This window comes from Haemophilus parainfluenzae, from assembly GCF_003252795.1.
Lineage (GTDB): Bacteria > Pseudomonadota > Gammaproteobacteria > Enterobacterales > Pasteurellaceae > Haemophilus_D > Haemophilus_D parainfluenzae_K.
In genome coordinates, this window is sequence record NZ_QEPQ01000002.1 from 106,329 (window position 1) to 122,168 (window position 15,840).

Genomic DNA, 15,840 nt, shown 5'->3' on the forward strand with positions numbered 1-15,840 from the left:
ATCCGCCAAATTGGCGAACCGTGAATAATACTAGAATTTATTTGGATTGCAAGAAAGTGCGGTCAAAAAATCAGGTATTTTATTTAAATTCAATAAAAATGATAAGAATTGTTATTTACACTAAAATTATATTGTACTAGAATTCTCGGGCATTATTTATTCCACATATGCCAGGAGAGCATTTCAATGTATAAATCCAATCATTTAAAAACAACATCATTCTTCGCATTAAGTGCGTTAACAATTGCGCTTTTTTCAAACTATTCTCATGCAGAAGAGAAACTTGAGGAAATTAAAGTTACTGCGGAAGATCAGGTAAAACAATCGCTTGGCTCTTCTCTTGTGACAGCAAAAGATTTAGAGAAACGCCCAGCGACAAATGATATTTCTGAAGTATTACGCACTATGCCAGGTGTGAATTTAACGGGTAACTCATCTACAGGACAACGCGGAAATAAACGTCAAATTGATATTCGTGGTATGGGACCAGAAAATACATTGATTTTAGTGGATGGTAAACCAGTCACTTCTCGTAATGCAGAACGTTATGGAGTGCGTGGTGAACGTAACTCTCGTGGCGACAGCAACTGGGTACCAGTTGAAGCGATTGAAAAAATTGAAGTATTACGTGGCCCTTCAGCAGCACGCTATGGTTCAGGTGCAATGGGTGGGGTGGTTAATATTATCACTAAACCTGTTACCAATGATTTACACGGTAGCTTAAGTTATTACACCAACCAACCAGAAGATAGCAAAGAAGGCGCAACGAACCGTGTAGGTTTTAATCTAAGCGGGGCATTAATTAAAGATGTATTGCAATTCCGTTTATATGGTAACTGGAACAAAACAGAAGCAGATGAAGTCGGCATTAATGGCGATCCTGCAATTGCTGGTCGTGAAGGTGTACGTAATAAAGATATTAATGGCCGTTTAGTGTGGAATATCAATGAGAAAAATAAATTAACCTTGGATTCTGGCTTCAGTCGTCAAGGCAATATTTATAACGGTGATACACAAAATAGCTCAGCAGGGCTTTACAATAATAAAAACTATCCTGAAACCAAAACCTTGGCAGGAGGCAAAGCTGAAACCGCTCGTTTATATCGTCAAAACTATGCTTTAACCTATGAAGGTAAATTCGATCATTTCGACAATAAAACCTATATTACTTTTGATAAAACTAAAAATAGCCGTTTACCAGAATATTTAGCGGGTGGTCCAGAGGGCAGTTATTCGAGTACATCAGCTTTTAGCGATTCTATTCTTAAAAATACGCGTTTTAGTTCTGAATTCTATATCCCATTTACCTTGGGTGTGGATCATATGCTGACAGTTGGTTTTGAAGGTGCACATAGCAGTTTAGATGACGACGCTTCTATGACACAGTTACTCGGCGGACGACGAGACAAGAATACAGGGAAGGTGCTTTATGATTTGAAAGAACGCCTACCAACCGGCATCTCAAATGTACGAGGTGGTCATAGCAGTCAAACGGAATGGGCAGTATTTGTTGAAGATAATATTTCAGCAACCCAATCTACCATCCTAACGCCATCTCTGCGTTATGATTACAACAGTTATTCTGGTTCTAACGTAAGTGGTGGATTAAACTTCTTACAGAGTCTCAACGATGATTGGAGAATTAAAGGTGGGATTGCAAGAGCTTATAAAGCACCGAATCTTTATCAAACTAACCCAAATTACCTACTATTTACGTTAGGTCAAGGTTGTCCAACGAATGTACCAAATAATAAAACTTGTTATTTCCAAGGTAATAGTGACATTAAACCAGAAACCAGCTGGAATAAAGAAATCGGAATTGAATATGATAAAAATGGACTTCTTGCTTCTGTAGCTTACTTCCGTAATGATTATCGTAATAAAATCGTATCTGATGGTGAATTTATCGGTTTAACCAACTTAGGTAACTATGTGTATAAATGGGGTAATGCAAACCGCGCAGTGATTGAAGGTTTTGAAGGTAATCTGACATTACCATTAATCCAAGATAAATTAAACTGGGTGAATAACTTCACTTATATGCATAAAACCAAAAATAAAGATACAGGTAACCCGCTTTCTATCGTGCCGAAATATACCTTGAACTCAAGCTTAAGTTATCAAATTACAGATAGCTTAGATGCAATGTTGACTTATACGCAATACGGTAAACAAAAATCCCGTAAAAATCCGGAAAACCGTATGGAAAATGGTAACGGCAAAAATATTAATCAGCTAGCTAACTCAGAAGATATCGGTAGCTATGCAGTTTGGGGATTAAGTGCAGGTTATAATTGGAAAGATACAATCAGCATTCGTGTTGGCGTAAGTAACTTATTTGATAAACGCATTTATCGTTCATCAAGCAGTACAAATTACAATGCTCATACTTATAACGAACCTGGTCGTGCTTATTACGCAACAGTTAAATATTCATTTTAATTGAGCGTTTAGAACTGATAGAAAAAGTGCGGTCGATTTTGACCGCACTTTTTTATTGATTGAATTTGAAAAATGGTGAATTTCAGGTAATAAAAAACCCTGCATAGGCAGGGTTCTTCACACAGATTCAAATTATTTTGTACCTGGGATTTTGAAACGGCTGTTAAAGCGTTCAACACGACCACCAGTATCAACAACACGTTGTTTACCAGTGTAGAATGGGTGGCAGCTACCGCACACATCAAGGTTGATGTCTTTGCCTAGAGTAGAACGAGTTTTGATCACGTTGCCGCAAGAACAAGTTGCAGTGATCTCTTTATATTCTGGATGAATACCTTGTTTCATAGAAAACCTCAAATTGAAGCCACGCCGCTATAAATGCTTTCCACTTACACCGCGTGAGTTAATAATCGCCGACAATCCGGCACCAAATAGACTGCGAATTATACTGAAAAAATCAAATTGATCAAGAGGTGTGCTTTAGTGATAGAATCATCGCAAAATCTTTGCTTATTTTTGACCGCACTTTAGGAAAGTTATGTTAGCCCAATCCTCTGTTGATGCCCCTTTTGCCCATTCTGTTTTACATTGGTATGAAAAGTTTGGGCGTAAAAATTTACCTTGGCAGAAAAATAAAACCCTTTATGGTGTTTGGCTTTCCGAAGTGATGTTACAACAAACTCAAGTTTCCACAGTTATTCCTTATTTTGAGCGATTTATTAAAACCTTTCCTAATGTGACCGCACTTGCTAATGCATCACAAGATGAAGTGTTGCATCTGTGGACGGGACTAGGTTATTACGCACGTGCGAGAAATTTACATCAAGCCGCTCAAACAATTAGAGATGAATATCAAGGCGAATTTCCTACGCAATTTGAGCAAGTTTGGGCATTAACAGGTGTGGGACGATCTACAGCCGGGGCAATTTTATCTTCTGTGCAAAATCAACCTTATCCGATTTTAGACGGTAATGTGAAACGCGTCCTTTCTCGTTATTTTGCTGTTGAAGGTTGGCCTGGCGAGAAGAAAGTCGAAAATCAATTATGGCAGTTGAGCGAACAGGTTACACCAACAACGAGAGTGGCGGAATTTAATCAAGCGATGATGGATATCGGTTCGGCGATTTGTACTCGAACAAAACCTAAATGCGATTTGTGTCCTTTAAGTAACGATTGCTTAGCCAATAAACTCGAAAAGTGGACAGAGTTTCCAGGAAAGAAACCGAAAAAATTGTTGCCAGAAAAACAAAGCTATTTTTTGATTTTATCTCATCAAGGAAAAGTCTGGTTGGAACAGCGTGAAAGCAAAGGCTTATGGGGTGGATTGTATTGTTTCCCTCAGTTTGATGATAAACAAACATTATTGAATTATCTGAAAGAGCAAGGGATTACCGAGTATCAAGAGTGGGTAACTTTCCGTCATACGTTTAGCCATTTTCACTTAGACATTCATCCCATTTATGTTGAAGTTGATCGAAAATCTGAAGAGAGCGATCGTTCAGATTGGAAAAAATTGTCAGAAAAAGGAAAAGAATCTCAATCTGGTCTATTAAGTGCGGTCAAATATTGGTATGATCCAACGTCACCTGAACAGATCGGGTTAGCTCAGCCTGTGAAAAATTTATTAACGCAATTTGTAAGGAATTATTATGGCTAGAACTGTTTTTTGCGAATATTTGAAACAAGATGCGGAAGGATTGGATTTTCAACTGTATCCCGGTGAATTAGGTAAACGTATTTTTAATTCAATTAGTAAACAAGCATGGGGCGAATGGATCAAAAAACAAACCATGTTAGTGAACGAGAAAAAACTCAATATGATGAATGCCGAACATCGTAAATTATTAGAAGAAGAAATGGTGAATTTCTTATTTGAAGGCAAAGATGTGCATATTGAAGGTTACGTTCCCCCATCTAAATAACAAAAGATTATGAAAAAGTATTTATTATTGGCGCTACTTCCGCTTTTATATGCTTGTAGCGACTCGCCAACCCATCGACGTGGCATTAATTATGACGAAGTGTTTTCAAAAGACACGCAAGGTTTAGATATTTTAACTGGTCAATTCTCCCATAATATCGATCGTATTTGGGGGGTAAATGAGCTTTTAGTGGCGAGTCGTAAAGACTACGTGAAATACACGGACTCTTTCTATACGCGTAGCCACGTAAGCTTTGACGAAGGTACAATTATTGTTGAAACTCAACAAGACCTTAATCGCTTACACAATGCGATTGTCCATACTTTATTGATGGGTTCTGATGCGAAAGGGATCGACTTATTTGCATCTGGCGATGTACCGATTAGTACGCGCCCTTTCTTATTAGGTCAGGTTGTGGATAACAATGGTCAGCAAATTGCTAACCAAGTGATTGCAAGTAACTTTGCGACTTATTTAATCCAAAATAAATTACAAACTCGCCGCTTACAAAATGGCAACACTGTGCAATTTGTCGTGATCTCAATGATTGCAAACCACGTTGAAGTGCGTGCACAAAAATATATTCCATTAGTCCGTAAAGCCGCAGAACGCTATGGTATTGATGAAAGCTTGATTTTAGGTATTATGCAAACAGAATCTAGCTTCAACCCGTATGCGATTAGTTATGCGAATGCAATCGGCTTAATGCAAGTGGTACCAAGCACAGCAGGTCGCGATGTGTTTGCGATGAAAGGTAAAGGTGGACAACCATCTGCACGTTACCTTTATGATCCTGCAAATAACATTGATGCGGGTGTCTCTTACTTATGGATTCTGCAAAATCAATATTTAGATGGTATTACAAACCCTACCTCTAAACGTTTTGCAATGATTTCTGCCTACAACAGTGGTGCAGGTGCAGTATTACGCGTATTCGATGAGGATAAAGATGAGGCGATCTATAAGATCAACCAGATGTATCCAGAACAAGTGTATCGTATCTTAACGACTGCACACCCATCCTCACAAGCAAGAAACTACTTGTTGAAAGTGGATGCGGCGCAGAAGAAATTCCGCGTAAGACGATAATTTCTACGATGAAATACAATGCCCGAAAGAATTTTCGGGCATTATTTTTTGAGAAAGTGCGGTTATTTTTGATTGAGTTTTACAAAATACGTTCTTTTTATAGTCGTTTTGGTTATTAACCACTCAAACACACCAACTTTTTTACTTTTTTTGAATTTAATTGTTGACCGATACCCGAAAAAATAGTTTAATACGCTCCGTTGTCAGGCAGTAGCCAATAACGATAACGCCTCGATAGCTCAGTCGGTAGAGCAGGGGATTGAAAATCCCCGTGTCGGTGGTTCGATTCCGCCTCGAGGCACCATTTCCTCCTTAGTTCAGTCGGTAGAACGGTGGACTGTTAATCCATATGTCGCAGGTTCGAGTCCCGCAGGAGGAGCCAAATTCTAAGAAGCCGCTAAAGCAATTTAGCGGCTTTTTGCTTTTTAGAATTCCGCATTATTCTGTTGTTTTTCTCTCTTTAAAATTTGCTCAAATTTCTCACCGCATTTTTTTGATCTAGATAAATATTTATGTAAAAAAGTTACATAAAATTGTTAGCAAGATCACACTTTATTATTTTGCACTTTGCAATCAACCCCTAATCTCATCATAATGCAGCCACTAATTTAATGAATGAATACTCATTAAATAAACGATTTTATAATTTTAACTTTAGAGGGTGATGTATGGACACTACAACTAATAAAAAATGGAATAAATTTGATACAGCTTGGGTATTAAACTTATTTGGAACTGCGGTGGGCGCAGGGGTATTATTTTTACCAATCAATGCAGGGATGGGCGGTTTTTGGCCTTTGGTTGTGATGGCGATTTTAGTCGGACCGATGACATATTTTGCACATCGTGGCTTGGCTTATTTCGTCTTGTCTTCTTCTAAGCCAGGCAGTGATATTACCGAAGTAGTTGAAGAACATTTCGGCCCGACCGCAGGGAAATTAATTACATTATTATATTTCTTTGCGATCTTCCCAATTTTATTGATTTATGGAAACGGGATCACTAATACTGTCGATTCTTTTATCGTCAACCAATTAGGCATGGCTTCACCAAACCGTGTGATTCTTTCTTTTGTATTAATTGCGATATTGATTTCTGTAATGTTGTTCAGTGAAAAAGTGATGTTGAAAATCACCGAATTACTCGTTTATCCATTGGTGTTGATTCTCTTTGCGTTATCAATTTATCTCATTCCGCAATGGAATGCTTCAATGCTTTATGAGCTTCCTACTGCTGGTGGCTTCATCACGACATTGTGGTTAACCATCCCAGTATTGGTTTTCTCTTTTAACCATTCTCCGGCAATTTCCTCTTTCACGCTTTCTCAACAACGTGAATATAAAGATTTTAATACAACGGAATATCACATCGGTCGTACAGAAAAAGGCACTTCAACCGTATTACTGTTCTTCGTGATGTTCTTTGTATTTAGCTGTGTATTAACCTTAACACCAGCAGAGTTATTAGAAGCAAAAGCACAAAATATTAGTATCTTGTCTTATCTTGCTAACAAATTCGATAACCCATACATTTCTTATTTCGCACCATTAGTGGCTTTCTTCGCGATTACAAGCTCATTCTTTGGCCATTATTTAGGCGCACGTGAAGGTTTAGAAGGCTTATACCTCAAAATGAAAGGTGAAAGTGTGAATCGTAAAAAATTAAATTACGGTACTGCAGTTTTCTTTTTACTCACTTTATGGGGCGTAGCGATTATTAACCCAAGTATTTTAGGTTTAATTGAATCCCTTGGCGGCCCAATCATTGCGATGATCCTTTTCATTATGCCTATGTATGCGATTCGCAATGTTCCAGCAATGAAACGCTATCAAGGTCGTTTTAGCAATGTATTTGTTACAGTTATGGGATTAATTGCTATCTCCGCGGTCGTATATGGATTATTATAAGCGGCTTTTTAGTTTAGCTTAGGATTTAAAATAATATGATTAGTGTATTTGATATGTTTAAAGTGGGAGTTGGGCCATCCAGCTCCCATACTGTTGGTCCGATGAAAGCAGGCAAGCAGTTTATTGACGATTTAATCGAGCAAGGTAAATTTGATGCGGTTGCAACCTTGCACGTTGATGTGTATGGCTCTCTCTCAATGACGGGACATGGTCATAATACAGATATTGCGATCATTATGGGATTGGCTGGTTATCTACCGCATGATGTGGATATTGATTTAATCCCAACCTTTATCGAACAGGTTAAACAAACTAAAAAACTGTCGATTGCACAGGGCAAAAAAACGGTTAATTTCGATTGGGATGCCAATATGGTATTCCATAATTCCTTTTTATCATTGCATGAAAACGGTATGACCATTACTGCATTAGATGCTGATCGTAATGTGCTTTACCGCCAAACCTATTACTCTATCGGTGGTGGCTTTATCGTAGATGAAGCGCATTTTGGTCAAGAGGAAGAAAATCCGGTGACGGTGCCGTATCCTTATCAACATGCTGAAGATATTTTGAAACATTGTCAGGAGAGTGGCTTAATGCTCTCAACAGTGATGATGAAAAATGAATTAGCATTACGCGATAAAAAAGAAGTTGAAGCACATTTACAGAATGTTTGGAAAACCATGAAAGATTGTATTGAACATGGTATTAAAACAGAAGGTGTGTTACCAGGGCCTTTAAAAGTTGCCCGTCGTGCGCCATCACTTTATCGTCTCTTGGAGGCAAATAGCGGCCGTTTAGCCCATGACCCAATGTATGTGATCGACTGGGTGAATATGTTTGCCCTTGCAGTAAATGAAGAGAATGCGGCAGGTGGTCGCGTTGTAACCGCGCCAACAAATGGTGCATGTGGTATTGTGCCAGCAGTGCTTTCTTATTATGAAAAATTTGTTGCACCTTTAACGCCAGAAGTTATTGAGCGCTACTTATTGGCTGCCGGTATGATTGGTTCCCTTTATAAGATGAATGCATCTATTTCGGGGGCAGAGGTCGGTTGCCAAGGTGAAGTGGGGGTGGCATGTTCAATGGCTGCCGCAGGTTTAACTGAGATCTTAGGTGGTACACCAGTACAAGTGTGTATCGCAGCTGAAATTGCGATGGAACATAACTTGGGCTTAACTTGCGATCCTGTTGGTGGCCAAGTGCAAGTACCTTGTATTGAACGTAATGCCATTGCTTCGGTGAAAGCGATTAACGCTAGCCGTATGGCATTACGCCGAACCACGAATCCTCGCGTAACCTTGGATAAAGTGATCGAAACCATGTATGAAACAGGTAAAGACATGAATGCCAAATATCGTGAAACATCGAAAGGTGGCTTAGCGGTGAAAGTAGTGTGTTCTTAATAGCTAATTGATAATAAAAGAGCGGTCATTTTTGACCGCTCTTTTTTATTTCCCTTTCACGTCAATAATGATCACTTCCGACTGTGATCCTAAGCGCATTGGGATGCCCCAAAAGCCGTAACCAGAAGTGACAAAAACATGTGGATTGCCAATTTTTTCATGACCATAATCCAAGCGATACATCATTTTTGTGATTAAACTGGCGGGGAATACTTGCCCTTTATGTGCATGCCCTGAAACTTGAATATCAAGCGGGAGTGAAGCATGTTTTTCGATATCTGTTGGACGGTGATCCAATAGAATAATCGGTAAGTCAGTATTCACTTGTTTTAATAACGTCTCGGTACTTGGTCTATCGTGAGCAAGATTGTCATTTCGTCCAATCAGTACCAATTCATTATTTAATGTTAATGTTTCATCTCTTAATACCGTAATACCAGCTTTGCGAATTTCTCGATCAATTCGATCTTGATCACCGAATAAGTCATGATTGCCTAGTGTGGCATAAACGCCCATTGGGGCCTTGAGTTTCGCTAAATGGGGTTGCATTTTTTCGGCTAAATAAGCATTGACGTTATCATCCATAATATCGCCAGGCAATAAAATGATATCCACCTTTTCCTGCTGCATAAGATCAGCCAGTTTATCCAATTCTTTCCCGCCAAATAATTTACCTAAATGGAGATCGCTTGCCATGCCAATTCGCAATGGTTTAATGGGTTTATCTAGCGTAATTTCATAATGAATAACACGTGTAACATAGGCGTTATACACACTTAAGGCAGTGATACCAATAAATAAAATCGGGTAAGCAATGCGTAAAGTGCGGTCGATTTTGGTGATGGATTTGGATTTTCGGAAAAGAAAATGAATACATCCTGCGGCAATACTCGCAAAAGCTGAAAAAAGGAGCAGTGCGAGCATTAAAGCAATAAGTCGAAATACCGTAAAAAGCTTTAAAAAATGGCAAATAACCAAGACATTAGGAAGCAAAAAGCTGACAAAGGTAATTGCTCGTCTTGCCTTTTGGGAGAGTGGTTTGTTCAGCCACCAAATCAGCGTTTTATTAAAAATATAAATCAGCAGTTGTAACAAAATAATAGCTGCCGTAAATATAAAGTAATAACGAGTTTCCATCTGCAATTCCTAAATAAAAGTGCGGTCGTTTTTGACCCAGTTTTGAAGTGTGGAATAATAAATTTCTCTGTTCCCAAAGGCAAATTTTTTCGCTAAAATGCGGCTCGTTTTAGTTAATTAAAGAAGGAAAATCCAATGTTCGGAAAAGGCGGTTTAGGCGGCTTAATGAAACAAGCCCAACAAATGCAAGAAAAAATGCAAAAAATGCAGGAAGAAATTGCCCAATTAGAAGTAACTGGCGAAAGCGGTGCGGGTTTAGTAAAAATCACCATTAATGGTGCGCACAACTGCCGTCGTATTGAGATCGATCCTTCTTTAATGGAAGACGATAAAGAAATGTTGGAAGATTTAATCGCTGCCGCATTTAATGATGCAGTCCGTCGTGCAGAAGAATTACAAAAAGAAAAAATGGCTTCAGTGACCGCAGGTATGCCATTACCGCCAGGAATGAAACTTCCATTTTAATTCATCGGGTGTGTGAGTTTATCGATTTACACACCATCCATTTTCTCCCATCATAAATACTATGCAAAGCAGTCCACTTTTAGAACATCTTATTGAAAATCTTCGTTGCTTGCCGGGTGTCGGCCCGAAATCAGCGCAGCGTATGGCTTATCATCTTTTACAGCGCAACCGTAGCGGTGGGATGAACTTAGCACGCGCGTTAACGGAAGCAATGTCTAAAATTGGGCATTGTTCGCAGTGTCGTGATTTTACCGAAGAGGAAACGTGCAATATTTGTAACAATCCTCGCCGTCAAAATTCAGGTTTGCTTTGCGTGGTGGAAATGCCGGCGGATATTCAAGCCATTGAGCAAACAGGCCAATTTTCTGGACGTTATTTTGTCTTAATGGGGCATTTATCACCTTTAGATGGTATTGGTCCGAAAGAAATTGGTTTAGATTTATTGCAAAAACGTCTGGTTGAAGAATCATTCCATGAAGTGATTTTAGCGACCAATCCAACGGTGGAAGGCGATGCGACAGCCAATTATATTGCGGAAATTTGCCATCAACATAATATTAAAGTGAGCCGTATTGCTCACGGGATCCCTGTCGGTGGGGAATTAGAAACCGTGGACGGTACTACCTTAACCCATTCTTTCTTAGGTCGTCGTCAGATCGACTAATCTTATGCGCCTGTTTATTGCCGAAAAACCCAGTCTTGGGCGAGCGATTGCTGATGTATTGCCAAAGCCTCATCAACGGGGGGATGGTTTTATTAAATGCGGCAATGATGATGTTGTGACTTGGTGCGTGGGGCATTTGCTCGAACAAGCAGAACCGGATGCCTACGATCCTAAATTCAAACAATGGCGTTTAGAACATTTACCCATCATTCCTGAAAAATGGATTCTGTTGCCGCGAAAAGAAGTCAAAAAACAACTTTCCGTGGTGGAAAAACTCATTCATCAAGCCGATGTTTTAGTTAATGCGGGTGACCCGGATAGAGAGGGGCAGTTGCTGGTGGATGAAGTATTCAGCTATGCCAATTTATCCGCCGAAAAACGTGACGGTATTTTGCGTTGTTTGATTAGCGATCTTAATCCAAGTGCGGTCGAAAAAGCCGTACAAAAACTCCAACCGAATCGTCATTTTATTCCATTGGCTACCTCCGCACTGGCGCGTGCTCGTGCCGATTGGCTATACGGCATTAATATGACCCGTGCTTATACCATTCGCGGTCGCCAAGCGGGTTATGATGGCGTGCTTTCCGTTGGGCGAGTGCAAACACCTGTGTTAGGCTTGATTGTTCGCCGTGATTTGGAAATTGAAAATTTCCAACCCAAAGATTTCTATGAAGTGTTGGCGTGGGTAAAAGACGAAAAAACATCTGAAAATCCGGCCGCACTTTTTTCAGCACTTTGGCAACCGAGTAAGGCTTGTGAAGATTACCAAGATGAAGATGGTCGCGTGTTGTCTTTAGGCTTAGCCGAAAATGTGGTGAAGCGCATTACCGATCAACCTGCCGAAGTGACCGAATATGTAGATAAGCGCGAGAAAGAAACCGCTCCTTTGCCTTATTCGTTGTCAGCATTGCAGATTGATGCGGCAAAACGTTTTGGGATGTCGGCACAGAGCGTGTTGGATACCTGTCAGCGGTTATATGAAACCCATCGTTTGATTACCTATCCGCGTTCTGATTGTCGTTATTTGCCGGAAGAGCATTTTGCTGAACGACATAAAGTGATGAATGCGATTTCGCAGCATTGCCAGACTTATCAAACCTTGCCATCGGTGGTGGATAGCGAGCAGCGTAATCGTTGCTGGAATGATAAAAAAGTGGAAGCGCACCATGCAATTATTCCGACAGCTAACACACGCTCGATTAATTTAAGTATTGATGAACAGCGTATTTATGAACTGATTGCTCGTCAGTATTTATTGCAGTTTTGTCCCGATGCGGAATATCGTAAAAGTAAAATTACCTTAAGTATTGCGGGCGGTACTTTTGTGGCACAAGCACGTAACTTGCAAACTGCGGGTTGGAAAGAGTTACTTGGCAAAGAAGACGAAGATGAAAATCAAGAGCCGCTATTGCTGATCGTGAAGAAAGGGCAGATCCTATATTGCGAACGAGGCGAAGTGGTGAGCAAAAAAACGCAACCGCCGAAACCGTTTACTGATGCAACATTGCTCTCCGCTATGACAGGGATAGCACGCTTTGTGCAAGATAAAGAATTGAAAAAAATTCTGCGTGAAACGGATGGACTTGGCACAGAAGCAACGCGAGCGGGAATCATCGAATTGCTATTTAAACGTGGTTTTTTGACGAAAAAAGGACGCAATATTCACAGCACAGAAACGGGGCGGATCCTCATTTCAGCGCTACCGGATATTGCTACGCAACCTGATATGACAGCGCATTGGGAAGCGCAGTTAACGGATATCAGCCAAAAACAGGCAAGTTATCAGCAATTTATGTTTACGCTTAATCAAATGTTGCCGGATTTAGTACGTTTTGTTGATTTCACCGCATTACGTCGTCTAAGTCAGATTTCAAAAGGTTTAAATGCGTCGCCAACGAAACGAAAAAGAGCGGTCAAAAAATCGGAAGATTTAAACGCTGAAAATTGATTAAACTTAATACAATTAAGTAAAAAAAATGGGAAAGCGCTTGCGAAAAACATGAATTTTATATAACATTTGCTCCCAGTTTTCTTGCGAAATCGCAATTTAGAGAAGAAAGAATAATGTACAATATTTTATTATTTATTTATGTATTAGTTTGTATCGCCTTAATCGGCTTTATCCTTGTTCAACAAGGTAAAGGTGCGAACGCAGGTGCGTCATTTGGCGGCGGTGCATCAGGTACCATGTTTGGTTCTGCAGGTGCAGGTAACTTCTTAACCCGTACCAGCGCAATCCTGGCAACTGGCTTTTTTGTGATTGCTTTAGTGTTGGGTAATATCAACTCTCACCGTGGTAACGTACAAAAAGGTTCATTTGACGATTTATCTCAAACTGCTGAACAAGTTCAACAACAGCAACAACAAGCTGCTCCAGCAGTTGAAAACAAAAATAACGATATTCCGCAATAAGGAATAAAAACAGAATAAACGCTCTGGTGGTGGAATTGGTAGACACGCTATCTTGAGGGGGTAGTGGCCGCAGGTCGTGCGAGTTCAAGTCTCGCCCAGAGCACCAACTATAAACCGACTTAATCAAGTCGGTTTTTTTTCGCCTAAAATTTGCTTGAATAGCTAGTTATTATCCCCTGTTTTGGTTACAATCTGTCGATTTTCTTTTTCTAGAAACCCATTAGGAGAGCACTATGAACTTCCCTCAAATCGCCCAGCAAGTGATTGATAAGCTTGGCGGCAAAGAAAACATCGCCACAGCAGCACATTGTGCAACGCGTTTACGTATTGTGCTAAACGATGAAAGCAAAGTGGACAAAGAAGGCATTGATAACATTGAAGGCGTGAAAGGGCAGTTTGCTGTCGCCGGTCAATATCAAATTATCTTCGGTTCAGGCACAGTGAATAAAGTTCATGCTGAACTTACCAAATTGCTTGGTATCGGAGATGTGAGCAAAGCCGAAGTGGCAGAAGCAGCGTCAGGCAATCAGAACTTATTGCAACGTTTGGTTAAAGGCTTAGCAGATATTTTCGTGCCAATCATTCCGGCAATCGTCGCAGGCGGTTTGTTAATGGGTATTCACTCCATGCTTACAGCGAAAGGTTTCTTCGTTGATGAATTAAGCGTGATTGATATGCACCCAGGTCTTGCGGATTTGGTGGACTTCATTAATACCATCGCGAACGCACCGTTTGTGTTCTTACCAGTATTACTCGGTTTCTCAGCTACTCGTAAATTTGGCGGTAACCCATTCTTAGGGGCAGCGCTTGGGATGTTATTAGTTCACCCTGCATTAGCAGATGGTTGGAACTACGCATTAACCCTTGCGCAAGGCAAAATCCAATACTGGAATGTATTCGGTCTTGAAATTGAAAAAGTCGGCTACCAAGGCACAGTCATCCCAACATTAGTTTCTGCTTGGGTATTAGCAACCTTAGAAAAAACCTTCCGTAAGTTTGTGCCTTCTTACTTAGATAACCTCATTACCCCATTATTCTCGCTATTTATTGCGGGCTTCTTAGCATTCACCGTAATCGGTCCAATCGGTCGTGAGGCGGGTTCATTAATTGCATCAGGCTTAACTTGGTTATATGACACTTTAGGGTTCGTTGGTGGTGCAATCTTCGGGGCATTCTATGCACCAATCGTTATTACGGGTATGCACCAAACCTTCATTGCAGTTGAAACACAATTATTAGCTGAAATGGCAAATACAGGCGGTACATTCATTTTCCCAATCGCCGCAATGTCAAACATCGCACAAGGTGCGGCCTGTTTAGGTGTAGCAGTGGCATTAAAAGATCCAAAAGTACGCGGTTTAGCGGTGCCATCGGGTATCTCTGCATTATTAGGGATTACTGAACCAGCAATGTTCGGGGTGAACTTACGTTATCGTCAAGCTTTCTTTGCTGCAATGATTGGGTCAGGTCTTGCAAGTGCCTTTATCGCATTCTTCAATGTAAAAGCCATTGCATTAGGGGCAGCAGGTTTCTTAGGTATCCCATCTATCAAACCTGATAGCCTTGCGATGTACAGCATCGGTATGGTGATTTCATTTGTGGTGGCATTCACGCTTTCTGTCATTTTCGTGAAACGCGCACAAGCAAAAGCCTAATATGAGATAAAAAAGAAAAAGCACGAGTTTAAGCTCGTGCTTTTTTGTTTGGAAAAATGCGTCTAAAAATGGCCGCACTTTCATTGAAAATTAGCCTTCTCGACAGTTTAACCAAGTGCTTCTCATGCCTTGATTATTCTTGTAGTACACGGAATTATTTTCACGTGCGATTAAATCAACATAACTGCCATCAATCGGCTCATAAGAGCGATAAATCACTTCAAAGCGGTTTCCACGTGCATTTAAGGTACGATTTTCCACATGATCAAACGGCACCGCTTTTCCACCATCTAATTGGAAATAAATTCCAAAGTTATCTTTCATGCGGCTTTCTCTTGAAAGCGGGAAGTAAGTGGTTAAATAAGAATTCGAACCCGTTTCTGAATTACGGCAAGAATAGTAATAACGTTTGTAATCTTTCGGATTGTTTAATTCCGCTTGGCTAATGTTATTTTTAAGGTATCGTGTTTTTACGGTTTTCTTTGGTTGTTGTGTTGTGGTACAAGCAAACAAACCTACGAATGCCGCCGTCAGTAATGCTAATTTGAATTTATTCATCGATAAAGTTCCGAGAGTAGAGTGAATGAGAAAGGGAGTATGATAGCGGAAATTAGGGATAGTGCAAGGGATGAGATGTTCATGACTAGTTTTGATTAAACCACTTTTAATATTTTTTATAAATTAAAATAATAATGGAAAAGTAGTGGAGTTATATTTTTAACATTTATATTATATTGCTAG

14 protein-coding genes and 3 tRNA genes are annotated in these 15,840 nt (G+C 40.0%); 14 read left to right on the plus strand and 3 right to left on the minus strand.

The window, feature by feature from the left end:
• Positions 1-186 precede the first annotated feature (186 nt).
• Positions 187-2,442: a FepA family TonB-dependent siderophore receptor gene (locus DPV81_RS03000; RefSeq protein WP_111386712.1), complete on the plus strand. Its 2,256-nt coding sequence runs from the start codon at positions 187-189 to the stop codon at positions 2,440-2,442.
• A 132-nt stretch (positions 2,443-2,574) separates the two neighbouring features.
• Here DPV81_RS03000 and rpmE read toward each other — a convergent pair whose 3' ends face one another.
• Complete coding sequence (gene rpmE / locus DPV81_RS03005; RefSeq protein WP_005696847.1) at positions 2,575-2,787, minus strand: 50S ribosomal protein L31; 213 nt, start codon at positions 2,785-2,787, stop codon at positions 2,575-2,577.
• A gap of 193 nt (positions 2,788-2,980) precedes the next feature.
• On the opposite strand from rpmE, the gene mutY reads away from it, so the two are divergent.
• The 7 genes from mutY to DPV81_RS03040 all read left to right on the plus strand — a co-directional run bounded on the left by mutY (position 2,981) and on the right by DPV81_RS03040 (position 8,766).
• The gene (gene mutY / locus DPV81_RS03010) at positions 2,981-4,099 is read left to right on the plus strand and encodes an A/G-specific adenine glycosylase (protein ID WP_111386714.1); all 1,119 of its coding nucleotides are present in this window, start codon (positions 2,981-2,983) and stop codon (positions 4,097-4,099) included.
• Entirely contained in the window at positions 4,092-4,364 is a 273-nt protein-coding gene (locus DPV81_RS03015) for an oxidative damage protection protein (protein WP_049365232.1), read from the plus strand. Before mutY ends, DPV81_RS03015 begins: the two co-directional genes overlap by 8 nt.
• A gap of 9 nt (positions 4,365-4,373) precedes the next feature.
• A complete protein-coding gene (mltC, locus tag DPV81_RS03020) occupies positions 4,374-5,453 on the plus strand; it encodes a membrane-bound lytic murein transglycosylase MltC (protein ID WP_005696844.1) in 1,080 nt (359 codons plus the stop codon).
• Positions 5,454-5,681: 228 nt separating this feature from the next.
• Positions 5,682-5,757 (plus strand) — tRNA-Phe (locus DPV81_RS03025).
• Positions 5,758-5,759: 2 nt separating this feature from the next.
• Positions 5,760-5,835: transfer RNA gene (locus DPV81_RS03030), tRNA-Asn, on the plus strand.
• Between the two features lie 286 nt (positions 5,836-6,121).
• A complete protein-coding gene (locus tag DPV81_RS03035; RefSeq protein WP_070582983.1) occupies positions 6,122-7,360 on the plus strand; it encodes an HAAAP family serine/threonine permease in 1,239 nt (412 codons plus the stop codon).
• A gap of 35 nt (positions 7,361-7,395) precedes the next feature.
• Entirely contained in the window at positions 7,396-8,766 is a 1,371-nt protein-coding gene (locus DPV81_RS03040) for an L-serine ammonia-lyase (protein ID WP_049373211.1), read from the plus strand.
• Between the two features lie 45 nt (positions 8,767-8,811).
• Here DPV81_RS03040 and DPV81_RS03045 read toward each other — a convergent pair whose 3' ends face one another.
• Positions 8,812-9,903 carry a metallophosphoesterase gene (locus DPV81_RS03045; RefSeq protein ID WP_111386715.1) on the minus strand — a complete coding sequence of 364 codons (1,092 nt, stop codon included), beginning with the start codon at positions 9,901-9,903 and terminating at the stop codon, positions 8,812-8,814.
• A 135-nt stretch (positions 9,904-10,038) separates the two neighbouring features.
• Between DPV81_RS03045 and DPV81_RS03050 the strand changes: the two genes are divergently transcribed.
• From DPV81_RS03050 to DPV81_RS03075, 6 genes are all read left to right on the plus strand, one after another.
• Positions 10,039-10,368 (plus strand): YbaB/EbfC family nucleoid-associated protein, encoded by a 330-nt coding sequence (locus DPV81_RS03050; protein ID WP_005696839.1) that lies wholly within the window; start codon positions 10,039-10,041, stop codon positions 10,366-10,368.
• A gap of 61 nt (positions 10,369-10,429) precedes the next feature.
• Positions 10,430-11,032 (plus strand): recombination mediator RecR, encoded by a 603-nt coding sequence (gene recR / locus DPV81_RS03055; RefSeq protein ID WP_005696838.1) that lies wholly within the window; start codon positions 10,430-10,432, stop codon positions 11,030-11,032.
• Between the two features lie 4 nt (positions 11,033-11,036).
• Complete coding sequence (locus tag DPV81_RS03060; protein WP_111386717.1) at positions 11,037-12,980, plus strand: DNA topoisomerase III; 1,944 nt, start codon at positions 11,037-11,039, stop codon at positions 12,978-12,980.
• A gap of 116 nt (positions 12,981-13,096) precedes the next feature.
• Positions 13,097-13,444 carry a preprotein translocase subunit SecG gene (gene secG, locus DPV81_RS03065; protein WP_005696834.1) on the plus strand — a complete coding sequence of 116 codons (348 nt, stop codon included), beginning with the start codon at positions 13,097-13,099 and terminating at the stop codon, positions 13,442-13,444.
• A gap of 20 nt (positions 13,445-13,464) precedes the next feature.
• Positions 13,465-13,550 (plus strand) — tRNA-Leu (locus DPV81_RS03070).
• Between the two features lie 127 nt (positions 13,551-13,677).
• Positions 13,678-15,099 carry a sucrose-specific PTS transporter subunit IIBC gene (locus DPV81_RS03075; RefSeq protein WP_005698676.1) on the plus strand — a complete coding sequence of 474 codons (1,422 nt, stop codon included), beginning with the start codon at positions 13,678-13,680 and terminating at the stop codon, positions 15,097-15,099.
• A 90-nt stretch (positions 15,100-15,189) separates the two neighbouring features.
• Here the strand turns inward: DPV81_RS03075 and DPV81_RS03080 are convergent, their stop codons facing one another.
• Entirely contained in the window at positions 15,190-15,657 is a 468-nt protein-coding gene (locus DPV81_RS03080; RefSeq protein ID WP_049368884.1) for a hypothetical protein, read from the minus strand.
• Positions 15,658-15,840 lie beyond the last annotated feature (183 nt).

Coding starts and splice junctions, on each gene's coding strand:
- mltC (WP_005696844.1), top strand. CDS start 4,374: ATGAAAAAGTATTTATTATTGGCGCTACTTCCGCTTTTATATGCTTGT.
- DPV81_RS03075 (WP_005698676.1), top strand. CDS start 13,678: ATGAACTTCCCTCAAATCGCCCAGCAAGTGATTGATAAGCTTGGCGGC.
- DPV81_RS03050 (WP_005696839.1), top strand. CDS start 10,039: ATGTTCGGAAAAGGCGGTTTAGGCGGCTTAATGAAACAAGCCCAACAA.
- DPV81_RS03060 (WP_111386717.1), top strand. CDS start 11,037: ATGCGCCTGTTTATTGCCGAAAAACCCAGTCTTGGGCGAGCGATTGCT.
- recR (WP_005696838.1), top strand. CDS start 10,430: ATGCAAAGCAGTCCACTTTTAGAACATCTTATTGAAAATCTTCGTTGC.
- DPV81_RS03035 (WP_070582983.1), top strand. CDS start 6,122: ATGGACACTACAACTAATAAAAAATGGAATAAATTTGATACAGCTTGG.
- mutY (WP_111386714.1), top strand. CDS start 2,981: ATGTTAGCCCAATCCTCTGTTGATGCCCCTTTTGCCCATTCTGTTTTA.
- DPV81_RS03015 (WP_049365232.1), top strand. CDS start 4,092: ATGGCTAGAACTGTTTTTTGCGAATATTTGAAACAAGATGCGGAAGGA.
- secG (WP_005696834.1), top strand. CDS start 13,097: ATGTACAATATTTTATTATTTATTTATGTATTAGTTTGTATCGCCTTA.
- DPV81_RS03040 (WP_049373211.1), top strand. CDS start 7,396: ATGATTAGTGTATTTGATATGTTTAAAGTGGGAGTTGGGCCATCCAGC.
- DPV81_RS03045 (WP_111386715.1), bottom strand. CDS start 9,903: ATGGAAACTCGTTATTACTTTATATTTACGGCAGCTATTATTTTGTTA.
- DPV81_RS03000 (WP_111386712.1), top strand. CDS start 187: ATGTATAAATCCAATCATTTAAAAACAACATCATTCTTCGCATTAAGT.
- rpmE (WP_005696847.1), bottom strand. CDS start 2,787: ATGAAACAAGGTATTCATCCAGAATATAAAGAGATCACTGCAACTTGT.
- DPV81_RS03080 (WP_049368884.1), bottom strand. CDS start 15,657: ATGAATAAATTCAAATTAGCATTACTGACGGCGGCATTCGTAGGTTTG.